At 43.8% G+C, this 20394-nt stretch carries 16 protein-coding genes; 6 read left to right on the forward strand and 10 right to left on the reverse strand.

All coding sequences use genetic code 11. The features are described from left to right. The first annotated feature begins 203 nt into the window (after positions 1-203). Both ACMFL8_RS02580 and ACMFL8_RS02585 read left to right on the forward strand, forming a co-directional pair. Positions 204-659, forward strand: a complete 456-nt coding sequence (locus ACMFL8_RS02580) for a hypothetical protein (protein ID WP_413190014.1) — start codon at positions 204-206, stop codon at positions 657-659. A 601-nt stretch (positions 660-1260) separates the two neighbouring features. After that, positions 1261-2754: an amidase gene (locus ACMFL8_RS02585; RefSeq protein ID WP_413190015.1), complete on the forward strand. Its 1494-nt coding sequence runs from the start codon at positions 1261-1263 to the stop codon at positions 2752-2754. A gap of 33 nt (positions 2755-2787) precedes the next feature. On the opposite strand, the gene ACMFL8_RS02590 is transcribed toward ACMFL8_RS02585, so the two are convergent. Together ACMFL8_RS02590 and rlmH are read right to left on the reverse strand one after the other, a co-directional pair. Further along, positions 2788-3690: a DODA-type extradiol aromatic ring-opening family dioxygenase gene (locus ACMFL8_RS02590; protein ID WP_413190016.1), complete on the reverse strand. Its 903-nt coding sequence runs from the start codon at positions 3688-3690 to the stop codon at positions 2788-2790. Between the two features lie 292 nt (positions 3691-3982). Next, positions 3983-4471 (reverse strand): 23S rRNA (pseudouridine(1915)-N(3))-methyltransferase RlmH, encoded by a 489-nt coding sequence (gene rlmH / locus ACMFL8_RS02595; RefSeq protein ID WP_010196493.1) that lies wholly within the window; start codon positions 4469-4471, stop codon positions 3983-3985. A gap of 250 nt (positions 4472-4721) precedes the next feature. Here rlmH and ACMFL8_RS02600 point away from each other — a divergent pair, with 250 nt between their 5' ends. Then, positions 4722-5168, forward strand: a complete 447-nt coding sequence (locus ACMFL8_RS02600) for a DUF2147 domain-containing protein (RefSeq protein WP_010196496.1) — start codon at positions 4722-4724, stop codon at positions 5166-5168. A 211-nt stretch (positions 5169-5379) separates the two neighbouring features. Here the strand turns inward: ACMFL8_RS02600 and ACMFL8_RS02605 are convergent, their stop codons facing one another. The 6 genes from ACMFL8_RS02605 to dapC all read right to left on the reverse strand — a co-directional run bounded on the left by ACMFL8_RS02605 (position 5380) and on the right by dapC (position 13015). Next, positions 5380-5919, reverse strand: coding sequence for a DUF421 domain-containing protein (locus tag ACMFL8_RS02605; protein WP_194621211.1), 540 nt, complete (start codon positions 5917-5919; stop codon positions 5380-5382). 315 nt (positions 5920-6234) lie between these two features. Then, complete coding sequence (locus ACMFL8_RS02610; RefSeq protein ID WP_189586837.1) at positions 6235-6750, reverse strand: ABZJ_00895 family protein; 516 nt, start codon at positions 6748-6750, stop codon at positions 6235-6237. A gap of 43 nt (positions 6751-6793) precedes the next feature. Continuing rightward, a complete protein-coding gene (locus ACMFL8_RS02615) occupies positions 6794-8950 on the reverse strand; it encodes a D-alanyl-D-alanine carboxypeptidase/D-alanyl-D-alanine-endopeptidase (protein WP_413190017.1) in 2157 nt (718 codons plus the stop codon). Between the two features lie 117 nt (positions 8951-9067). Further along, on the reverse strand, positions 9068-9673 hold the full coding sequence (locus ACMFL8_RS02620) for a 3'-5' exonuclease (protein ID WP_413190018.1): 606 nt from the start codon (positions 9671-9673) through the stop codon (positions 9068-9070). Positions 9674-9724: 51 nt separating this feature from the next. Next, positions 9725-11665, reverse strand: coding sequence for a DUF294 nucleotidyltransferase-like domain-containing protein (locus ACMFL8_RS02625; protein WP_413190019.1), 1941 nt, complete (start codon positions 11663-11665; stop codon positions 9725-9727). A gap of 135 nt (positions 11666-11800) precedes the next feature. Further along, a complete protein-coding gene (dapC, locus tag ACMFL8_RS02630) occupies positions 11801-13015 on the reverse strand; it encodes a succinyldiaminopimelate transaminase (protein ID WP_413190020.1) in 1215 nt (404 codons plus the stop codon). 256 nt (positions 13016-13271) lie between these two features. Between dapC and ACMFL8_RS02635 the strand changes: the two genes are divergently transcribed. After that, a complete protein-coding gene (locus tag ACMFL8_RS02635) occupies positions 13272-13943 on the forward strand; it encodes a hypothetical protein (protein ID WP_413190021.1) in 672 nt (223 codons plus the stop codon). A gap of 180 nt (positions 13944-14123) precedes the next feature. On the opposite strand, the gene glnD is transcribed toward ACMFL8_RS02635, so the two are convergent. Together glnD and map are read right to left on the reverse strand one after the other, a co-directional pair. Next, positions 14124-16871, reverse strand: coding sequence for a [protein-PII] uridylyltransferase (gene glnD / locus ACMFL8_RS02640; RefSeq protein WP_413190022.1), 2748 nt, complete (start codon positions 16869-16871; stop codon positions 14124-14126). A gap of 215 nt (positions 16872-17086) precedes the next feature. Next, entirely contained in the window at positions 17087-17881 is a 795-nt protein-coding gene (gene map / locus ACMFL8_RS02645; protein WP_189586849.1) for a type I methionyl aminopeptidase, read from the reverse strand. 296 nt (positions 17882-18177) lie between these two features. Here map and ACMFL8_RS02650 point away from each other — a divergent pair, with 296 nt between their 5' ends. Both ACMFL8_RS02650 and ACMFL8_RS02655 read left to right on the forward strand, forming a co-directional pair. Next, entirely contained in the window at positions 18178-19254 is a 1077-nt protein-coding gene (locus tag ACMFL8_RS02650; protein WP_010196527.1) for an esterase/lipase family protein, read from the forward strand. Between the two features lie 29 nt (positions 19255-19283). After that, a complete protein-coding gene (locus tag ACMFL8_RS02655) occupies positions 19284-20387 on the forward strand; it encodes a lipase secretion chaperone (RefSeq protein WP_201593517.1) in 1104 nt (367 codons plus the stop codon). The last annotated feature ends 7 nt before the right edge of the window (positions 20388-20394 follow it).

Raw genomic sequence — 20394 nt, forward strand, 5'->3', positions numbered from 1 at the left:
AGATGATAAGTTTGATGAATTATAAAAAGCGAGTCACGAGAGTGGCTCGTTTTTTTTTGATTCTCAGGTCTGACATTGAAAATCACATAGTAAACGTTAAAATATTTCATTGAAACTTAAAGGTTACTCCTGTATAAAATAGTGAACATTAGTTTTTTTTAGCCAAATTGATTTTGTCGTCATGGAGGATGCTGATAGTGCATATGCGAAGTATAAAAGGTATTAAGAATATAACGAGATACTATGAAAAGTATAGACTTGGTGTTTTTAGTATAATTTTACTAGTCGTATTAGTGTTTAACATAGGGTTTTTGCCCTATTGGCTCTATAGTTTAGGACACAAATATATCGTTAGTTTGACTCCGATAAATACTCTATTTGGTGTTGTTATATTAGGTTTGATTCCTACGCTTATCGCTAGCGTAATTTTCGGTATCTATTTCGCTAAAAGGTATGATAAAAAACTGATGGCTAAGTATCTATATTTTTTAGAAGATGTTGCTTCGGGTATTTATAGTATTGTTCTGTTTTTATTAGCTACGATCATATTAATTGATATGTTGAGCGTACCATTTTCAGATGCTTTTTATATTAGTATTTTTATTATGGGTTTAGGTCTTACATTTTTTGAATCTTATTATAAATATTATTATAAATAACTGAATATATCATTTATTTATGAGTACATATGTATCGGAGTAGAACAATGGAAAATAAAATACATCTTGATAGTATTGCTAATAAGCAAATTGAATTTACTAGTTACCGACTGGTTATCCTTAGTTTTATCGTCATATTAGCTGTTTTTTTAATGTTCGCTCTTCTTGTCTTTCCAGTTTTTAGTATATTAACTCTACTGTGGAGTATCATTGACTACTTTGCACTTTCATTAGAAAAGATAAAGATTCTTTTATTAATACTGTCAATTGTACTCTTCTATGGCTGCTGGTTTTATTTTAAAAGCAAGAATGAGCAAATAAGTGAAAAAACAAAAAGTACCGAAGCCGTGTTATTTCTTGGTCTGCTGATGACTAGTTTTTTGGTAGTCACCTTTGGTTATCTAAATATGTACATTATTGATTATAAGCTTAATGATGTGACTTCTTATTGTATATTTTATGCTAATTTACATATCTATTTTAAGTTGAAATCACAATAATTTTATATTTTCTTTAATTACCAAGAAGTAGTAGGTTTGCACTGGCTACCTGTATTGTTTACGCGATACAATCAAGTAATCCATCCAGCAAGGACGCTACTATGTTTAAAGAATACACCCAATACGATGCCCTAGGTTTAGCCAAGCTCGTCAATTTAGGTGAGGTCAGTGCCAAAGAGCTATTAGACGCTGCGACTCATCAAGCCAACACACTGAATCCTAAGTTAAACGCCATCATTCATCGCTTTGATGAGCGTGCTTATAATGCTGCGCAAGCAGGATTGCCAGCAGGTGCATTTAATGGTGTGCCGTACTTACTCAAAGACCTATCATTTTATTTTGCTGACGAACCCATCACGATGGGCAGTCGTAGCGTGAATGTCATGCCAGAAAACGACAGCGAAATCGTTAAGCGTATGAAAGCGACGGGTGTCAATACTTTCGGCAAGACCAATACGCCAGAGTTTGGTTTAATCATCACCACTGAACCCAAAGCGCACGGTGCCACCCATAATCCATTCAAAAAGGGCTATAGCTCTGGTGGGTCATCGGGTGGTAGCGCGGCGGCAGTGGCGAGCGGTATCGTACCGATGGCAGGTGCTGGCGATGGTGGCGGTTCGATACGTTTTCCGGCAGCGTGGTGTGGGGCGTTTGGACTCAAACCCAGTCGTGGACGTAACCCAATGGGTCCCGCATTTGGTGAAGGTTGGGAAGGCGCGGTCGCTGATCACGTGATTACCCGTAGTGTGCGTGATAGTGCTGCGATGCTCGATGCCACGAGTGGCGCTGAGATTGGCGCGCCTTATGTGATTGCGCCACCCGATGGGACATTTTTGCAAGCAGCGATGCGCGCCCCTCGGCAATTAACGATAGCTTTGCACCAGCAGCCATTAGTCGCCAATACAATAGTGGACAAAGAAGTACTGGCTGTACTGGAGCAGACGGCAAAGCAATTAGAAAGTATGGGTCATCGTGTAGTGCCTGCTGAGCCGAATATTAATATCGAACAATTTTGGCATGATTTTTTAGTGGTGGTTTGTACGCATACAGCCTTTACCATTGATAATATCGAACGCAAATTTGGTGCGGAACATATAAAGAACCTAGAGCCGCAAACGTATAATATGGCAATGCTAGGACGCTCGCTCTCTGCCGTTGACTTGGCACACGCTAAGCATGGCTGGCATGATAACCAATATCAAACGGGTCTATTATTAGAGACCTACGATATGATTCTGTGCCCGACCATACCGACGCCTGCGGTTAAGCATGGCGTGCTACCACCAAGTCGTATGGATGAAATGCTCATGCGTAGCGCAGGTCTACTAAATAAAGGCATTGATATGGGGAAATATGCCTTTAGCTCAGGCATGATCGAAAAGCTTAGCCAGCCAGTGCTGGGAAAAATGGCCTTTACCTTGCTGGGGAATGTCACTGGGCTGCCTGCCATGTCATTGCCAGTAGGCATGAGCAAAAAGGGTTTGCCGATTGGCATGCAGCTGATTGGGCGTATGAATGACGAGACTACTTTATTTAGTATCGCTGGCGAAATGGAGCGCGCAGGGTTGTTTACCAAGGCAGCTTTTGAGAAGTAGTTTTATTTTTGCTATCGCTTGATTGATGGTTGCTTAATCAAAGCGAAAGATATCCATTCCCAAGCTATGGTGCGCCATGCTTTGATGTACCACCGAGACGCGTTGACCGGCTCCTAGGGCAAAAAACAGCGGTAGTAAATGCTCGTCGCTTGGGTGTATGTCGCGAAAGTTGGGATACTGCTGCCAGTCTAATGCCGCTGGGATGTCTGTTTTGAGCTGCTGTAGCAACCAGAGCTTAAAGTCTTGTGCGGTCTCATCTATGCTATCGGCTTCCCAGCGTAAGGCTTGTAGATTATGAGTGATATTGCCTGAGCCCACGACAAGTATTTGTTCCTCGCGCAGTTGCGCCAGTTGCGCGCCCAGCTGATAGCAGGCAGCACTGTCATAGTGCCGTGGCAACGATATTTGTACGATAGGCACATCGGCCTGCGGATAGAGATGTCTGAGCGGTGCCCAGACACCATGGTCACTGACGCGCATCGGATTGACGCTACAGGTAATACCGCGTGCCGTTAACTGCTGTGCTAGCGATTCAGCGAGTGCCGGATGACCTGCAGCAGGATATTGTAGCTCATACAGTTCAGGTGCAAAACCTGAAAAGTCATGCCACGTCTTTGGTTGTGGGTTGCTGCTGATTTCTAGCTTCGCCGACTGCCAATGCGCCGACATAATAACGACGGCACGTGGCTTGGGTAGGTTTTGCCCGATACGAGCCAGTGCACTGGTCGTGGCCGATTGCTCAATCGCCAGCGTTGGGGCACCATGCGAGATAAATACCGCTGGTAGCTTGGCTAAGTTGGTCGCAGTTGACTGCCCAGCTTGGGCGTTTGCCAAAGCTGCTGTGGTCGTAATGGGCGTATGCGTCTCTTGGTGAGGTTGCTCACGTCGCTGATGCGCATAAGGGGCGTTCGGTGTCGCTCGTTTTGGATATTTCATGTTCCGTTTATTAGGGCATATGCTCATTTTTCAATCGTTTTGATGAGGTATAACCAGTTCAAAATAAAAACGGTATGCTAAAAACAGCGTTCTGCTGACATGAGTTTTCCTCGCTTACTGTGCGCTTTGCCCTTCAGAGGCTTCGAAAAACTCATCGTAGCAGCACTGTATTCTTTTTAAGCTGTATTCTTTTTAAATTGAATCGACTATATCTGTCTTAAGCAAGCAGTCATTTATTAGCACATTTGCTCATGCTATTTTCAGTTACTATAATTTCGAGTAACTACGATTTTTAATTGCCACGATGGTAGGGATGGTTGTGATTGACACTCATCGCCCGATATAGTTGCTCCATCAAGACCACACGTACTAATGGGTGCGGCAACGTCAGCGCGGATAATGACCATTTCACATCGGCTTTTGCCAATACTTCTGGTGATACGCCGTCAGCGCCACCAATCACTAGGGCGATATCATCGCCTTGCTGCATGGCATCGGCCAACTTATCTGCCAACCCTTCTGTCGAGAGCATTTTTCCTTTGACATCCAATACCCATAATTGCTCACGTCCCGCTGCATTGTGAGCGGCTAATATCGCCTGACCTTCTTGCTCGCGATACTGAGCAAGATTGGCATCCGAAGGGTTTTTGGCACGTTTGGCGGCAGCAAGTTCAACAATTTCTGTACTGAGCATTGGTTGGATACGTTTGAAATATTCATCAAAGCCAGTCTGTACCCAGCTCGGCATCTTGTTACCAACGGTCAAAATTCTTACTTTCATAATACCTACCCTGTCAATACGTGAGAAAATGTAACAAAAAAAATCTAAGCTTAAGTTGCCGTAACAAAGACCTCTTTTACAAAGCTTTTTTTTATGCTTTACTAGCATTCGACAAACAGTTGTTCTTTAGTTCGCAATCATCTTGAGAAGTGATGAGCAATTATACAATGTCTTTATGCAATATTTTTATGCTAATTTTTTGATGTACCATAAGTTCAATTGAAAGTTTTTTTAACGAAAGGAGTCGTTCATGAATCGTACTATATCTAGTGCACTTACCCTTACCGCTGGTGCTCTGCTGTCTACCTCTGTCTTTGCTGCCTCTTTAAACGGCACACAATGGCAAACCATTGATGATAAAACTGGTGAAAAAAAGGCCATCATTCAGCTGAATGAAAGCAACGGTAAAGTCTCAGGAAAAATCATCAAAGTACTCAATAAGGAAGAGGCTAAAGCTGTTTGTACCAAATGTCCTGGTAGCCTCAAAAACAAGCCAATCGAAGGTCTACAGATTCTATCGGGCTTAAAGGCTGACGGTAATAATAAATGGAGCGATGGTAAGTTAGTAGACCCTGAGTCCGGCAAGACGTACTCTGGCAAACTCACGTTAAGTGACAATGGTCAAAGCCTAGATCTACGAGGTTATGTCGGTTCGCCACTCTTTGGTCGTTCGCAAACGTGGCAACGCATCAAATAACGTGTGTAATGCCTGTTGGATAGACTATTGACCAAGACTGTCATTTTAGAAAGCTTGCCATTGAAGCAAGCGTATCATTGAGATATAAATTAACCAGAAAGGATAGCCGATTAGATTGGCTATCCTTTTTTATGTCTGTTTGTTCAACAGACCCTAACCAATTGCTATTACTCTCTAATGACATTATACAAGTGACATTACATAAGTGACATTACATAAGTGAAGCAATGGTTTGCGAGACTTTGTCTTCTGTATTTTGGCTATCAGCATTATCGCTTGGTTTTGGAATGATGGTCAGCTTAGCATCAGATTCAAAGACAATGGCTTCAATATCATCGAAGCTGTTCATGCCTTCAGAACGCATGGCACATTCGATTTCTTGACGGGTCAGCCGCTCATCTCGCATAGCATCGGGCAAAAACTGCCCTTGATAAAAGACAATACGCGGCTCAGATAAAATAAAATTGCTAAATTGCGGTGAGATGGAAGCGTATTTGGTGACCAAAAATTGTAGTAGGTATAGCACCAAGATAGAGGCCACGCCTTCGATAAAAGGGATGTCTTTGAGCAAAATAGTGCTAGCACCCAATGAGCCGATCATTACGGTGACGATCCAATCAAAGTTATTGAGCTGTGATGTGGAGCGCTTACCCGAGATTTTGGTGGTCAGCACGACTAAGACGTAAACCATGACGGTCGTTAAGACGATGCGTCCAAGCTTGTCTATACTGTCAAAAAATAGCATGTCCATAATATTGACTCCTATCAATAGCACAAAGTGATTCAATGTTTAAAGGTCAGGGCGCGTTCTCAATCTGAGCAAAAGCGACTAAATGAGTTAGAAATGGCTAAATCTTGCCAAACTGTGTCAAACAGCTGGTCAATATGACGATATTATCTGCGCTATTTTCCTTGTTTGGCTACAATTTATCTCATTTTTATCACCATTTTCAAAATGAGGACACGCCCAAGCTGCTAAATATCACACCAGCTAAAACCAGCGTAACGGAATTCACGCCCTAATGGTGAATAAACTTTGTAGTACGTTGTAGACAGCAGCGCGTGTTCACCCTGTTTTACGTTTGGGGTTAAGGAGATGATTCAGCGCCAAAATACTGATGCGGGCACTGATAAAAGTCAGTACCAATATCATGACTATGGCAGAAATGAGCGGGAGAGGTTGTTGCATAGCCATCTCAATCAATACTTCACGATTCACTGCATCAAATAAAAAGAACCATATGCCTAAGAAATAAATAGCAGTGAGTAACCAAACTACTGCGACGCCGCCAAACATTAAGCGATTGATTTCACTTTTACTAAGGGCGCGCTGTTGATGCTTAATAAATTTACTGACTGCAATATAAGCACCGATAATGATAGAGAGCACAGTCACCAGTTGCGAATTCAGAGCAAGTTTGGTTTGAATCATCATAAATATTGCGCTGGCAAGAATATAGCCCACCGCAAAAAAACCCACATATTGTGCCAGTTGGGATTGAGCTGACTCATGATTTTTCGGTAGCGCACTGCGATTTGAATGAGTCTTGGATTTATTGAGATTGGTTGTCTTGCGTGACATGAGCGACCCTTTATAAAGGTGAAAAATAGGATGTTAAAAACACTTAATGCTGCGCTGTCCAATCAAGCATCGCATCTAACACGGGTCTAGCCGTATAAGCGTTTAATGCTTGCTCACTATTAATGAGTCCAACAACGACATAATCTTGTCCCGACAACCCTTTGACATAGCCTGCCATTGAGGTGACATTATTTAGAGTACCCGTTTTTATCCATGCACGCCCTGTGGCGGCTGAATCGGGTAAGCGTGCGCCATGAGCAGCAATGGTACCACTGACTCCAGCGATGCCTAACGAATTGACATAAGCATCGAAGCTTGGATGGCTATAAGCGTAAGTTAATAGCTCGCTTAAGTTGGCAGCCGTTATCGTACAATCACGGCAGAGTCCTGAGCCATTGGTTAGATACGGTGCTGGGGTGTTCAGATGGCTCTGCCACCACTGATTTATCGTTTGTAAGGCCGCAGGATAGTCCGTAACAGCAGGTTTGCCAAACTGATATAAGCTGGTTGTCTGCTCATTTATGGGTTTATTATTTGCAGCTTTATTATTTGCGGCTTTGACATTGCTTGGTGTATCGCTATTTGCACTAGTTATATCAGATTCTGCGTTGCTTTTAATATTAATGGCTTCAACGTTAATTGCTTCAATACTATTTGCTTTGGTTTTATTTTTCACCATAGTGGATTGGCTATAAGCGCCAATCGATAGAGCCACTTGTTCAGTCATGACATTGTTTGAGAAGTGATTGATATCATAAATTTGCTGAGTCAAATTCAAGGACGGATAGCTGGCAATGGGCAGCGGGGACATAGACAGTGCTGACAAACCATGCGTGGGTTTAATGCTTTTTGCTGTAGTGTAAGGCGTTTCTTGGGTGATGACATCGCCACTTAAGGTATTGCCTAGCTCTTGCCATTTTGCGGCGACAACACGTGCCGAAAAATCTTTGGCATCAGGATAAGCGACATAAAAAGCGTGCTCTTGGCAGCTATTGGGCAAACCGGTATTTAACACAAGCTTTTTCGTTTGCCACTGCGGTGCGAGACTATAACGCGCTTGTCCACAAGCAGCTGAGCGCGTATCTATTATGCTGGGCAAATCATAATTTGCTAATTGCGGTGTATAAGTCAGGCTTGCTTGGTCATCGTTTAACGGATAGCTTTTGATACCAATGGTACTGAAATTCACCAAAAAGCCATCGGGACTGGCGTTATAAGGGCGCAGTGGTGAGTTATCAAAGGCGGCAGGATCTTTAGTGACATTTTTAAAGACGGCACTGTCGACAATAATATCACCCTCGATATGATGAATACCTGATGATTTTACTTTATAGAGAAGCTGTTTTAAACGCTCGTGGGTCATTTTTGGGTCACCACTGCCTTGAATAATCAGATCACCATGTAAGCGGTCACCGATGACAAGGCCTGTATGATAGACACGGGTATGCCAGACAAAATCAGCGCCTAGGGTGTCTAAAGCAATAAAGCTGGGAACGAGCTTCATGGTGCTGGCAGGCGTGCGAGCGATATCGGATTGGTGATTCAATATTGGTGAAAATGAAATCTTTATGGATGCAGCATCAGTATTAACATTACTGGTTTTATCGCTATTTTCTGTAATATTGGCATTACTACCATCGTTGTTAATGATGGTTGTTTTTGCCTTATCGCCCAATATCGTTGGGATACTTTCTAAGCTTTGATAAGTGTAAGGATCATCGGTGTAAGCATGCAGTTTTTGCTCATGTTTTTCAATGGTTCGCCGCTCAATGGTAACCAATGTACTCTGTTGGAGCAGATGGCTGTTCTCATTGAGTTTGTCATTATTATTTTGCGTGGCTGTCTGGGCGTTACCCTTTATGTCAGAATTTACGTTAGCGGTTTGTTTCGGTTGAGAAATCCTTTTAGAGGAGCTATCCGAGCTGCTATCGATTACCTGAATCGGAGCGGGCAGGTGACTGGCGTTTTTATCACCAACTGGTGTGATGATGATACTAATATCAGCTTCTATTAAGTCAGCTCGTGATAATGCCGCTTGAATAGCTTTGGGCAATGCTGCTTGCGCATACAGCGGGGCTGCCACTAATGTCAGCGCAACCAACCATTTGTGAGTCTGATTAAACGATCGCAAATGACTAAAAATAGGCGATAATTTGGCGGTAAGCACGGAGGAATGACAGAGTCTAGAAGTAGGTCGCATGAGCATCTTTTATTCGGTAGCAAAAGCCGCCTATACTAACATGAGTTGCCGTTTTCGCGTAGATGGCAGGCATAGATGAAAACCTTTTTAGCTGAATTTTCAAAATACGAACGCACGCTAGCGTATATGTAAAAATGCCATGGCGGTCATGATCGCATCGTTATAAGCATCGTGAGCGCCCAGATCAGGGATATTATAGTGCGCTAAAATATTGCGCAGCTGTTGTGATTGGTTGGGGACACCCTGAGTGCGATCACCCATGCGCCGACTATATAAATGGCGCAAATCTATGACTTCGTTGGGTAGTGCCGTGCCCATATAGCGTTTGACCAAAGGGTTTAAAAACGCTGTATCTAAACTCGTACAAAACCCCACAATCGGTCGATTACCTATAAACGGCAGCAATCGCGCCAGCATCTCATCGTAGCTCATGCCATGCTCAACGTCAGCGGTACGCAGACCGTGAATCACAATGGTATCACGGTCTGGCATCACTGGAGGCATGCATATGATATGCATGCCATTACCGGTGTCAATCGTATTGCCATTGATATGAATCGCGGCGACGGACAATAAGTGGTGCTTTTTTGGATTGAGCCCCGTCATTTCGCAGTCAATCGCTACCCACTGCTTAGCCAAAGGTTTGGTAAACATCGATGCCAATTCTGGACGCTGTAGCTGTTTTTTCTGCCAAGCGCAGGATAACTGTGTTAGCCAACTCATATTTGTCGCTCATCCATTGATGCGAGTTCTATACTTATACGATTTTCATACTTATGCAATTTCTAATTGATAATGCTGACGTAGCTGGTTTTTAAAGCTTTTGACGACAGCCAAACACTCTTTTAATAAATCACGCTCAAGCGCGGTCAAGGTCATTGGGTTCACTTGCCGTGCATGTCTATCATCGGTGGAGAGCGCAACGGATAGGCGCTGCGCCATAAAAAATTCCAAGGCTTCTAGCAAAGTATCTGCCCGCTCTTGGGTCAAGGCGCGCGCTTGTACCAAAGCTTTAAGGCGGTTTTTGCTACTAGGCACGTCTAAGATATCGTTTTCTAACGCCAAGGTACGAATACCATGAACCAGTGGAAAGATACCGGCTTTTTTTAGATCAATGTCTTCTGACCCGGATTTGCCACCGAGCAAAGGCACGAACTTTTGCCACCACTGATTGACATCACCGAACTGTAGCGCGGCACGTGCAAACTGGCGTACAAACATAGGGTCTGACTGCCTGTGGGCGACCTTTAAATGTTGACGCACCTGAGTCAATAATGACTCATCTCCGCAGACGTATTCGCCATCAAGTATGGCGGACAAATAAATACCATGCATAGGATTGGTGTTTTTAAACCATAAACCAATCTGAGCATTAAACTGTTTTAGCGGCTGTCGCCACATCGGGTTGGTCATCATGATATTGCCATCGCACAACGGATAACCGAGGTCTGCTAAATGGTGATTAAAAGTATCCGCAAATTGCGCCAGATCAGGATGAGTATAGCCATCACGTAAGATGAGTGCATTGTCTTGGTCAGTACGCATGATTTGCTCACCTCGACCTTCTGACCCCATCACGATTAAGCAGGTATTATTCATGACTTCAGCAGGCACGATAAGTTGCCAAAGCTTGGTAAATACTTGTGCATTCAAGGTCTGTACCATACGGCTGATATTACCGATTTTGACGCCGTTTTGATGTTGTGCGCGAATGTAACGACCGATAAGCTCGACGGCGGTATCTAAGCTCGATAAGTCTTTTGCTTGCTCGATTTGGATACTAATGAGCTGAGAGTGATGGCCAATATGCGCAAGCATATCGCTTTGTCCGAGTATACCGACGACATCCCCATTTCGATCAATCACTGGTAGCCGATGGATGCGATAGCGGGTCATGGTCAATAATGCATCGCCAATCTCATCACTGGCTTTGATGGTACGCAGGTTAAAGTTAGCATAGCGCTGGCATGTAGTCGTGGCAGGGTTTTGCTGGTCACTCACGGCGCGGCAAATATCGGTGTCGGTTAAAATACCTAACAGATGACCAGTACCATGTCGAGTTTCTTTCCTATGCTCTAGATGGTTCAATGGACGTACTAGTACATGTTTTAGCCCCGCTTTCGTCATGATAGAAGCGGCTTCGTATAAACTATTATTGGCATCGACGATATGGACTGGCAATAGATTGACGTCAATGACAGGCTGCAACATGATCTGTTGCACTTCTTGTTGGTCATTGTAGCTGGCAGGGTCTATGGTTTTATTGTGACGGCGTTGCTGTAATGCTTTTAGCCGTTCGGGCAGCTTATCTGACAGCATTTGACGGACTAGATGGTTTTGGGCACTGATTTTATCGACTGCGCTACCAGCGACTTGCAGCAATAACGTATCTTCAGCGGCTCGAAACTGATAGGTCTGCAGTGCTTCAGTATTAGAGCTGTTTTCAGTCAATGATTCAGGCAGACGACGGCTGTCGAACCAGTCGTTATTATTGAGCTGGTCGGAGTGGTTACTACCCAAATAAGAGGCCACAAACTCACCGTCAAGCAATTGCTCAATCTGTCCTTTAATGACGACATACAGATACTGCAATTCTTCGGCAGTTAGATGCTCATTTTTGGCAAGGTAGCGAATTTGAGTGTTTTTTCTAATGCTTTGGCGTTCAGCCAGACTCAACACATCAAAGGGCGGCTGGGTAAAATCAAGATGGGGCATGGCATCATCCTTGATGGCATATTTGATAAAAGCCACTTTACTATAGCATTATTAAAGCAAAAAACCTCTAATAGCCACAGTTAAATTGTGGTTATTAGAGGTTAATATCTCGCTTAATACTTTTAAATAGACTGCCTACGCACCCAGTAGTTTACGAATACGGCTGATCGCTTCACGGCTCTCATCGACACTAGCGACAAGCGCAATGCGCACATAACCTTGCCCAGGGTTTTTGCCATTGACTTCACGTGACAGGTAACGCCCAGCTAGTGCATGGATATTGGCCTGCTCGTACAAGGCTTTGACAAATAGTTCATCATCACCATTGAACTGCTTAGGTGCTTTGATCCAAAAGTAAAATCCAGCTTCTGGCATCCGCAATTCTAGTAGCTCACCAAGCTCAGACATCCATAAGGCAAACTTTTCTTGATACAGCGCACGGTTATGCTCAACATGCTTTTCATCCTGCCAAGCCGCGATAGAGGCAAGCTGATGGGGTATTGGCATTGCGCAGCCTTGATAGGTACGATATTGCAAATAAGCCTGCAAGATTTTGGCATCGCCTGCCACAAATCCAGAGCGTAAACCCGGTAAGTTTGAACGCTTGGATAACGAGTGGAATACCACGCAGTTTTTAAAGTCATGGCGTCCAAAAGCAGCGCAGGCTTGCAATAGACCAATCGGCACCGTATCAAAATATAGCTCGCTATAGCATTCGTCGCTAGCAATAATAAAGTCGTATTGATCTGATAGGCGAATGAGATATTCCCAATCATCCATTGTCATGACCGAACCTGTTGGATTATTCGGACTACAAACGAATAGTAACTGCGTGCGCATCCATACTTCTTTTGGTACCGCGCGATAGTCACCTTTAAAATCATCGTCTAGTGTACAAGGCACAAAGTAAGGCGTTGCTTGTGCCAGTATCGCCGCACCTTCGTATATTTGATAAAACGGATTGGGCATAACTACAGTAGGAGATAGACTGCTCTCCGGATTCGCTACGTCATGATCAACAACCGCTTGTACAAAACTAAAAATCGCCTCGCGCGTGCCCATGACTGGCAATACTTCCGTGTTGGCATCGACATGATTTAAGAAAAATCGCTTTTCTAGCCAATGGGCGATGGTTTGACGTAGCTCAAAAGTACCATTAGTAGTGGGATAACGGCTTATTTTGTCCAAGTTTTCACGTAATACGTCCAGTACAAATTCAGGTGGTTCATGTTTTGGTTCACCAATGCCGAGCTTGATTGCACTGTAGTTATGGGCTGGCGTGCTATTAGCAAGTAACGTTGCCATTTTAGCGAAAGGGTAAGGATGCAGAGAGGTTAAGTTGTGATTCATAAGTAGGGTAACTATAATAGACAATTAATAATAAAGTTATAAAGAAAATTTACATTCAAGCAGTGTAGCACTTCTCTTATTTTTTGTCTTTTGCTTATCATGGCTAATTTATCTCCTCTCGAATAGAGGCTCACAGCAAAATTGTGACGTGATAAGTAAATCTAAGGCATTGGCATAAGTTTGGTGCTTTATAACTGATAATAATATAAAAGTGACTGTCAGCGGTAACGACAGATTATGGTAAGGATAATTTGACATGGCTAGTGTCTCAAAAACTGATGATCTCAATGCCAAAAATATCCAGAATAAAAATTTGGGTAACAGTACGCCGCGCACAGAGTTATACAAACAATTGAAACAGCGTGAGAATCATTGGTGGCAGGCGCGCCATCATTTGATTCGCCTGCAAGAGCGGCAGATGTTTTGGTTCGGTGACAACAGCTTTATGATGTGGCTACTGTGGCAGTTGGTCAGCTATGTGGTCGTGGCTACGGTACTTATGTTACTTAGTAGGCTATTTAGCATATCGCTACCTTTGTGGCAGTATGTCGCTTTATTTGTGCTACAAACGCTGATTTTCATCATTATGCTGGCTTTCAAAGGTCGATTGGCCAACAACTTGCAACGCCGAATTAATGAACAGGAAGTACTGCGGGAAGAGGCACTAAACGAGATGATTATCTTGGCAGATGACAGTCTCTATCTCGATGTTCATGCCAAAGCACCTATTTCCTTGCAAGCGCTTTATGAGCATTATGATGCCAAGTTCCATCTTTCAAGTTTGCAGTGCTTGCTAAAAAAAGAGGTCGATGCTGGACGATTACTGTTAGGTCAACAACAGGTAGAGGCAAATATCTTGCCACCAGATTTGGCTGATGACGAGCTCAACGCTCATGCCAGCGAGATGATATATAGAAGTATCCTATAAACTCTGCTATCTATTCCGATAACTTTTTATCATGAAAGTAAGATTTTTACTGTATGAAAAATAGATTGATGCTAAACGGCATGACCTGCTTATCTAGCACCAATCTACTTTTTACGTTAAAGCGCCAATCCCAATCCACAATATTCGTTACTCGTTAAACTTCTTAATAGACCACACTGCTTAAGTTGCAGCACTATCGCTATGTAAGCTCAGACTCGTTGTCAATGCCGTTTTTAACGTTTCTAACTTGTCGGCAGACAAAGGCTCGTCATTTTGATCACTGATATAAAACATATCCTCTGCACGCTCGCCTAGTGTGGTAATGCGAGCCGCATGTACCTCAATTTTCTCCTGCAAGAATACCTGTCCCACCCGTGCCAGTAGCCCTGGCTGATCGAGGGTCTCTAAGCTCATAATGTGCTGACCTGATGCTTCATTAAACTCAAAATTAATCACCGTCTTCACCTCAAAATGTCTGAGCTGACGCGGCATTCGTTTATTCGTAAGCTTCAGTACGGTGGGGTCTTTAAAGGCATTGATTAAGCGCTGCTTAAGCTCTTGCTGACTGTCTTCATCGACCAATAATGTGCCACTAGGATCTAGCAGTACATAAGAATCCAACGCAAAATCACGAGTGGCAGTAATGATGCGTGCGTCTAAAACATCTAGATTCATTTGATCAAATACGGCCATAGTGACGGCAAATAGGTTTGTCTGATCTTGGGTGTAAACGAAGACCTGCACAGCATCAAGTGCCAGCTCGCGATGCTCTCGCAGTACAACCAATGGTGGGCTATCGGCATTAGAGGCAAGTCCAATCGGTGGATGGTTCAAAATGGCTTCGGTATGCCATAAAATATCTTCAGCAATCTCACGCAAGAAGTACTCATCACCTAAGTCATCCCACAGTCTAAGTACCTCACTGCGGTTCATGTGCTGATTATCGACGTTATCCAACATGACCATTGCTTGCTTGTGCGTGGCACTGATCATGTCTTGACGATTGGTTGGCGCATCGATATCAGCACGTAAAATACGACGCGTTTGCGAGTATAACTGTTTCATCAAGGTCGCCCGCCAGCTGTTCCACAACTGTGGATTGGTCGCGTTCATATCAGCGACGGTCAGTACGTACAGATGATTCAGGTGGGTAACGTTGCCAACCAAATCAGCGAAAAGTGTCACCACTTCTGGATCTGAAATGTCTTTTTTCTGCGCGGTCATTGACATCAATAAATGGTAGCGGGTCAGCCAACCAACCAAATTGGCATCTGCTTTACTCATGCCATGTGCCAAGCAAAACTCAATCGACTCAGTTTCACCAAGCAAGCTATGATTGCCACCGCGACCTTTCGCAATGTCATGAAACATGGCTGCTAATACTAAAATTTCTTTGCGCTCAATACGCTGAAAGAGGGAACTGACCAGTGGAAAGTCTTCATAAAAATTCGGATCGGTAAAGCGGTGCAAGATGCGGATCAAAAACAACGTATGGGCATCAACAGTATAACGATGGAATAAATCATACTGCATCAGACCGGTGACTTGGGAAAAAGCAGGAATATAATTGCCCAAAACGCCATAGCGGTTCATGGTACGCAGGCGATGAAACAAGTAGTTTTGTTCTTTTAAATTGGCCAAAAATAGCGTTTGGTGATTAGGGTTGTCGCGGTAAGTTTGATCGATACCGCGCGCGGCGATTTTTAGTGCTCGTAATGTATGCGTCCGGACGTTTTTGATACCGTACTGACCCATGAGTAAAAACATCTCTAGAATCGACTCAGGATGCTGAGCAAAAACGCGATGATGCGCCATGGCGATTTGGTCGCCAACTTGATTGAAACGCGCATTAATAGGCTGCTTTTTTGGGCGCTCATCATCAGGTAGATTGGGCTCTATGATTGTCTCATAATAGTGATTGGTCAGCATCTCAGACAGCGTTGATATCTGCATGGCACAGCGATAATAGTCGCGCATAAAGCGCTCAACAGCGGCATTGGGTTGATCATCCGGCTGTGCCTCATAACCCATCAGCTGGGCAATGTCACGTTGGTAATCAAACAGTAGCTTGTTTTCGTTACGTCCAGTCAATTCGTGCAAGTAATGCCGTATTTGCCATAAATAACCTTCGGCAAAGCTCAGCTCGTCGAACTCTTTTTCGGTCAAAAAGTTCTGCTGTACCAGATCATAGAGCTTAGTGACCCGAAAATAACGTTTGGTTACCCAGCCGATAATATGGATGTCACGCAGGCCACCAGGTGCTGTTTTGATATTCGGTTCTAGATTATATTCCGTCGCATTATGCTGCAAGTAACGCGCTCTGGCTTCCTCGGTTTTTACCTCAAAAAAAGCGCGCGGCGACCATTGCTTATTGACAATTTGAGCTGGAAAATCTTGCAAAGTATCATTACCAATCAGGAGCCGAGCTTCTAACTGCGCACTGGCAATCGTATGATCAAGCGCAGCTTCCAAAGCATCATTCACGCTACGTACAGAGAGGGCGGGCTCCAGCCCTATATCCCACAACAGCGCCACCAACCGATCGATTTTCCCACTGGCATCAGTGCCAACCTCATCAGGAGAGAGTAGTAAAATATCAATATCTGAATAAAGCGACAGCTCACCGCGACCATAACCACCGGTGGCAAATAATGCCAAATCGGTCTTATCCAGCTCAAACCATTTAAACAAGGCGATGAGTAAGCCATCAATAGCACACGCGCGTACTGCCACTAATTGACGAATATTGACACCACGCTCAAGCGCGCGGCTGATATCCAAATTTATTTGGGTTAACCATTCAGGAATACCGAGTAGGGTTTTTTCCGTTGCATTCGTCGCCGGTTGCAAGGAGTCGACAGTCGCGGTCTTAGATGAAAATGAAGGGAGCGGTGTCAGATCAATCGATGCGGCATCACAAGTAAACATGAGTGTTATCCCGTTAAGAGTTTAAAAATAAAACGTTTCAGCTGAAAAGCGTAGAATCACCAATGTGCTGGTAGCTGATAAAAGCCACAAATAGAAGTTACTAATATAAGTTATTAAGTCATCAGAGTATAAAGATAAAAAGCGGGTAAGCACAATACTCAATATGACCTAATTGTTGGCCAAAAAAAAGACCGCCTAAGCGATCTTTTATGATGTTACTGTGTTAAAAAACTTAAATCTTCTTCAGGGCGGGCAGTAAACACCTCACAGCCATTGTCTGTGACGACCATGGTGTGCTCCCACTGTGCTGATAGCTTACGGTCTTTGGTGATTGCCGTCCATTCATCAGGTAAGATTTTGGTCTGCCACTTACCTTCATTAATCATGGGTTCGATGGTGAAGGTCATACCTGTTTTTAGCTCGAACCCTGTGCCTTTTTTGCCATAGTGCATGACTTGTGGTTCGTGATGGAATTCATTACTGATACCATGCCCACAGAACTCGCGCACGATACTAAAGCGCTCAGGCTCGACCACTTCTTGAATCGCAGCACCTACATCGCCTAGGCGTGCGCCATCTTTGACAACACTCATGCCAGCATAGAGGGCATCTTGTGCCACTTTACAGATACGCTTTGCCATAATGGAGCCATTGCCCACGATCCACATTTTTGACGTATCGCCATAATAGCCATCTTTGATCACGGTCACATCGATATTAATGATGTCGCCATCTTTTAGCAGTTTCTTTTCACTTGGGATACCATGACAAACCACATGATTGACCGAGGTGCAGATTGATTTTGGGAAACCATTGTAATTAAGTGGCGCTGGGATAGCACCTTGTACATTGACAATATAGTCATGAGCAATTTGATTCAATGCTTCGGTGCTGACGCCCACTTTAACGTGCTCGTCTAACATTACCAGCAAATCGCTAGCAAGTTTACCGGCCACGCGCATTTTTTCTATGGCTTCTGGGGACTGGATAAGAGATTTTTTAATCATCATCATCTATCTTATAATTATGGGTTTAATGTGAGTAGATTATACCATAAATGGGTTGATGACAGTTTTACGTTAAGTGATAGCCAACCTATCATTATGATTGATAATAATTGCTTTACAGCCAAATAAGGGCGGTTATGACTGTTCAGTCACGGTAATATATTCATATTTTGACAAATTAGTTGAATGTTACAGAATATATAAGTAATGTAATTTTGTCTGCTAAAGGGATTAGCAGCAATCTTTACTCCTTTTGGGAGGTAAAGATAACCAAAATTATTGATGACAAGGATGTTGTTATGACTCTAAAGACCTCTTTTGCTGCAGCTGTTACGCCCAGCGCATTTTTACCTTCACTCGGTGCTATCGCTGCCGGCATTCTCCTGATGACCTTGCAAACCACATCTGCTCAAGCAGCTGGACAGTATTATAACTGTGCTAATGCCAACGGTTGCAAGCTGGTTGATAGTAAGTACTTCACCTCGAGCTACACTAAAACTCAGTATCCGGTCGTCATGGCTCATGGACTTGGTGGCTTCACTACGATGTTTGGGCTCGTTGATTACTTTAATGGAATACCTGGAGAATTGATGAAAGGTGGCTCAGAGGTATATACCACCAAAACATCAGCCGTCAATAACAGTGAGATTCGTGGAGAGCAGCTGCTACAACAGGTCAAGACCATCACTGCCATTTCAGGCAAATCTAAAGTCAATCTATTTGGGCACAGTCAAGGCGGTATAGACATCCGTTATGTCGCTGGTGTTGCGCCAAAATATGTGGCGTCAGTGACAGCAGTATCAAGTCCAGAGCAAGGGTCAAAAACGGCAGATTTTGTCAAAAACACGCTTGAGCCAAATAACAATACTGGAAGCCCGTCAAACATCACCACAGAGTTAGTATCAGGGCTGTTTAATTTGATTGGTGGCTTTACAGATATCGGCTCTGGTATCAGCTTCTCAGAGATTCAAGAACAAGATGGCTGGCAAACATTGATGGCGCTATCGACCGATGGTGCTGCTCAATTTAACGCTAAATTCCCTGCTGCCATGCCAACCAGTTATTGTGGTCAGCCGACTAGCACTGCTGCCAATGGCATCAAATACTATTCATTTAGTGGTGTTGGACAAATAACGAGCGTACTTGATCCTAGTGATTATATATTGGCAGTAACGGGTGTACCGTTTGCAGGCGAGTCTAATGATGGTTTGGTATCTGCCTGCTCAAGTCGTCTTGGTTATGTGATTCGTGATAATTATAGAATGAATCACTTAGATTCAGCCGATCAAGTGCTAAGTTTGACAGCATGGGGAGAGTCTGAGCCAAAATCTATTTATCGTACTCAGGTTAATCGTCTTAAAAATGCCAACCTTTAAGCTGACTTATAAGATAAGAACTCTCATTTATGTCGAATAATCGCCGTCCAGCCTATTTATCAATCGTTATAATTGCCGTGGTCACCATAGTCGTGACGGCGGCGGTTATTATGTGGTTCAAACCTGATCATACGAGTATGGCTCTAGCGCAACCAGCATCCAATGCTCTGGGCGAGGAGGCTGAGGGTACTCTATCAACTGCGCTGGCGGCGGGTCAAATGCTACCAACGACTGCGACCCAAAATCAGTCTTTATTTGTCACAGGATTGGAGCGTTTGCCGCGTTCCTTAAAGGGTACTCAAATTGATGGCGAAATCATCATTGATGAAAACAAACAGTTGGTCGTCACTCAAGGGCTACGGCGCTTATTTGATTATTTTTTATCCGCACTAGGAGAGGAGGACGAAGCCGTTATATTTGCGCGTGTTGAGAGTTACATTCGCCATCACACCCCAGAGCCTGCGGCCAGTCAAGCGGTCGCTATATTTGGCAAGTATGTTGCGTATCTTAAAGCGCTCCCAGAGATAGAAAAGCGTTATGGCAATCTACAACTACAAGCGACAAAAAGTGGTGAACTGGATTTAAATGCTGTGGCACAGCAACAACAAGATGTGACCAAGCTACGTCAGCAATATTTTGCAAAGGACACCATTAGTGCGTTTTTTGGTACAGAGGATGACTATGATGACTATAGTGTAGAGATGGTCAGAATCAACCAAAACAAACAAACCTCTGAGGCACAAAAAGAAGCCGCCAGACAAGACTATATCAGCCGCTTGCCAGATAGTGTCACCAAAGCCAATATCGTTCAGCAAGCCAATCTTGGTGAGCTTATGGCTCGTACTGAACAAATGAAAGCTCGTGGCGCGACGCCTGAAGCACTATACAATATGCGCCGAGAGCTAGTAGGTGCGCCAGCAGCAAAGAGACTGGCGCAAGTAGACCAAGAGGATGCCAGTTTTGACCAGCGCTTTACTCAATATCAAACACAAAAACAGCGTTTGTTAAGCCAAAGTGCAGATCAAGCTCAAGCGCAAATCCAGGTAAACCAACTTGAGCAGCAGCTATTTGACGATGCTGAGCGTAAACGCTTGTCAGGTTATGCGGCTCTACAAGAGACGAAGACTCAATAAGCGTATT

Origin of the sequence: Psychrobacter sp. AT9 (genome assembly GCF_047272965.1) — a bacterium.
GTDB classification, from domain to species: domain Bacteria; phylum Pseudomonadota; class Gammaproteobacteria; order Pseudomonadales; family Moraxellaceae; genus Psychrobacter; species Psychrobacter glaciei.

Bases quoted from the DNA above. Each gene is read 5' to 3' on its own strand.
- ACMFL8_RS02580 (WP_413190014.1), top strand. From the start codon at position 204: ATGCGAAGTATAAAAGGTATTAAGAATATAACGAGATACTATGAAAAG.
- ACMFL8_RS02585 (WP_413190015.1), top strand. From the start codon at position 1,261: ATGTTTAAAGAATACACCCAATACGATGCCCTAGGTTTAGCCAAGCTC.
- ACMFL8_RS02590 (WP_413190016.1), bottom strand. From the start codon at position 3,690: ATGAAATATCCAAAACGAGCGACACCGAACGCCCCTTATGCGCATCAG.
- rlmH (WP_010196493.1), bottom strand. From the start codon at position 4,471: ATGAAAGTAAGAATTTTGACCGTTGGTAACAAGATGCCGAGCTGGGTA.
- ACMFL8_RS02600 (WP_010196496.1), top strand. From the start codon at position 4,722: ATGAATCGTACTATATCTAGTGCACTTACCCTTACCGCTGGTGCTCTG.
- ACMFL8_RS02605 (WP_194621211.1), bottom strand. From the start codon at position 5,919: ATGGACATGCTATTTTTTGACAGTATAGACAAGCTTGGACGCATCGTC.
- ACMFL8_RS02610 (WP_189586837.1), bottom strand. From the start codon at position 6,750: ATGTCACGCAAGACAACCAATCTCAATAAATCCAAGACTCATTCAAAT.
- ACMFL8_RS02615 (WP_413190017.1), bottom strand. From the start codon at position 8,950: ATGCGACCTACTTCTAGACTCTGTCATTCCTCCGTGCTTACCGCCAAA.
- ACMFL8_RS02620 (WP_413190018.1), bottom strand. From the start codon at position 9,673: ATGAGTTGGCTAACACAGTTATCCTGCGCTTGGCAGAAAAAACAGCTA.
- ACMFL8_RS02625 (WP_413190019.1), bottom strand. From the start codon at position 11,665: ATGCCCCATCTTGATTTTACCCAGCCGCCCTTTGATGTGTTGAGTCTG.
- dapC (WP_413190020.1), bottom strand. From the start codon at position 13,015: ATGAATCACAACTTAACCTCTCTGCATCCTTACCCTTTCGCTAAAATG.
- ACMFL8_RS02635 (WP_413190021.1), top strand. From the start codon at position 13,272: ATGGCTAGTGTCTCAAAAACTGATGATCTCAATGCCAAAAATATCCAG.
- glnD (WP_413190022.1), bottom strand. From the start codon at position 16,871: ATGTTTACTTGTGATGCCGCATCGATTGATCTGACACCGCTCCCTTCA.
- map (WP_189586849.1), bottom strand. From the start codon at position 17,881: ATGATGATTAAAAAATCTCTTATCCAGTCCCCAGAAGCCATAGAAAAA.
- ACMFL8_RS02650 (WP_010196527.1), top strand. From the start codon at position 18,178: ATGACTCTAAAGACCTCTTTTGCTGCAGCTGTTACGCCCAGCGCATTT.
- ACMFL8_RS02655 (WP_201593517.1), top strand. From the start codon at position 19,284: ATGTCGAATAATCGCCGTCCAGCCTATTTATCAATCGTTATAATTGCC.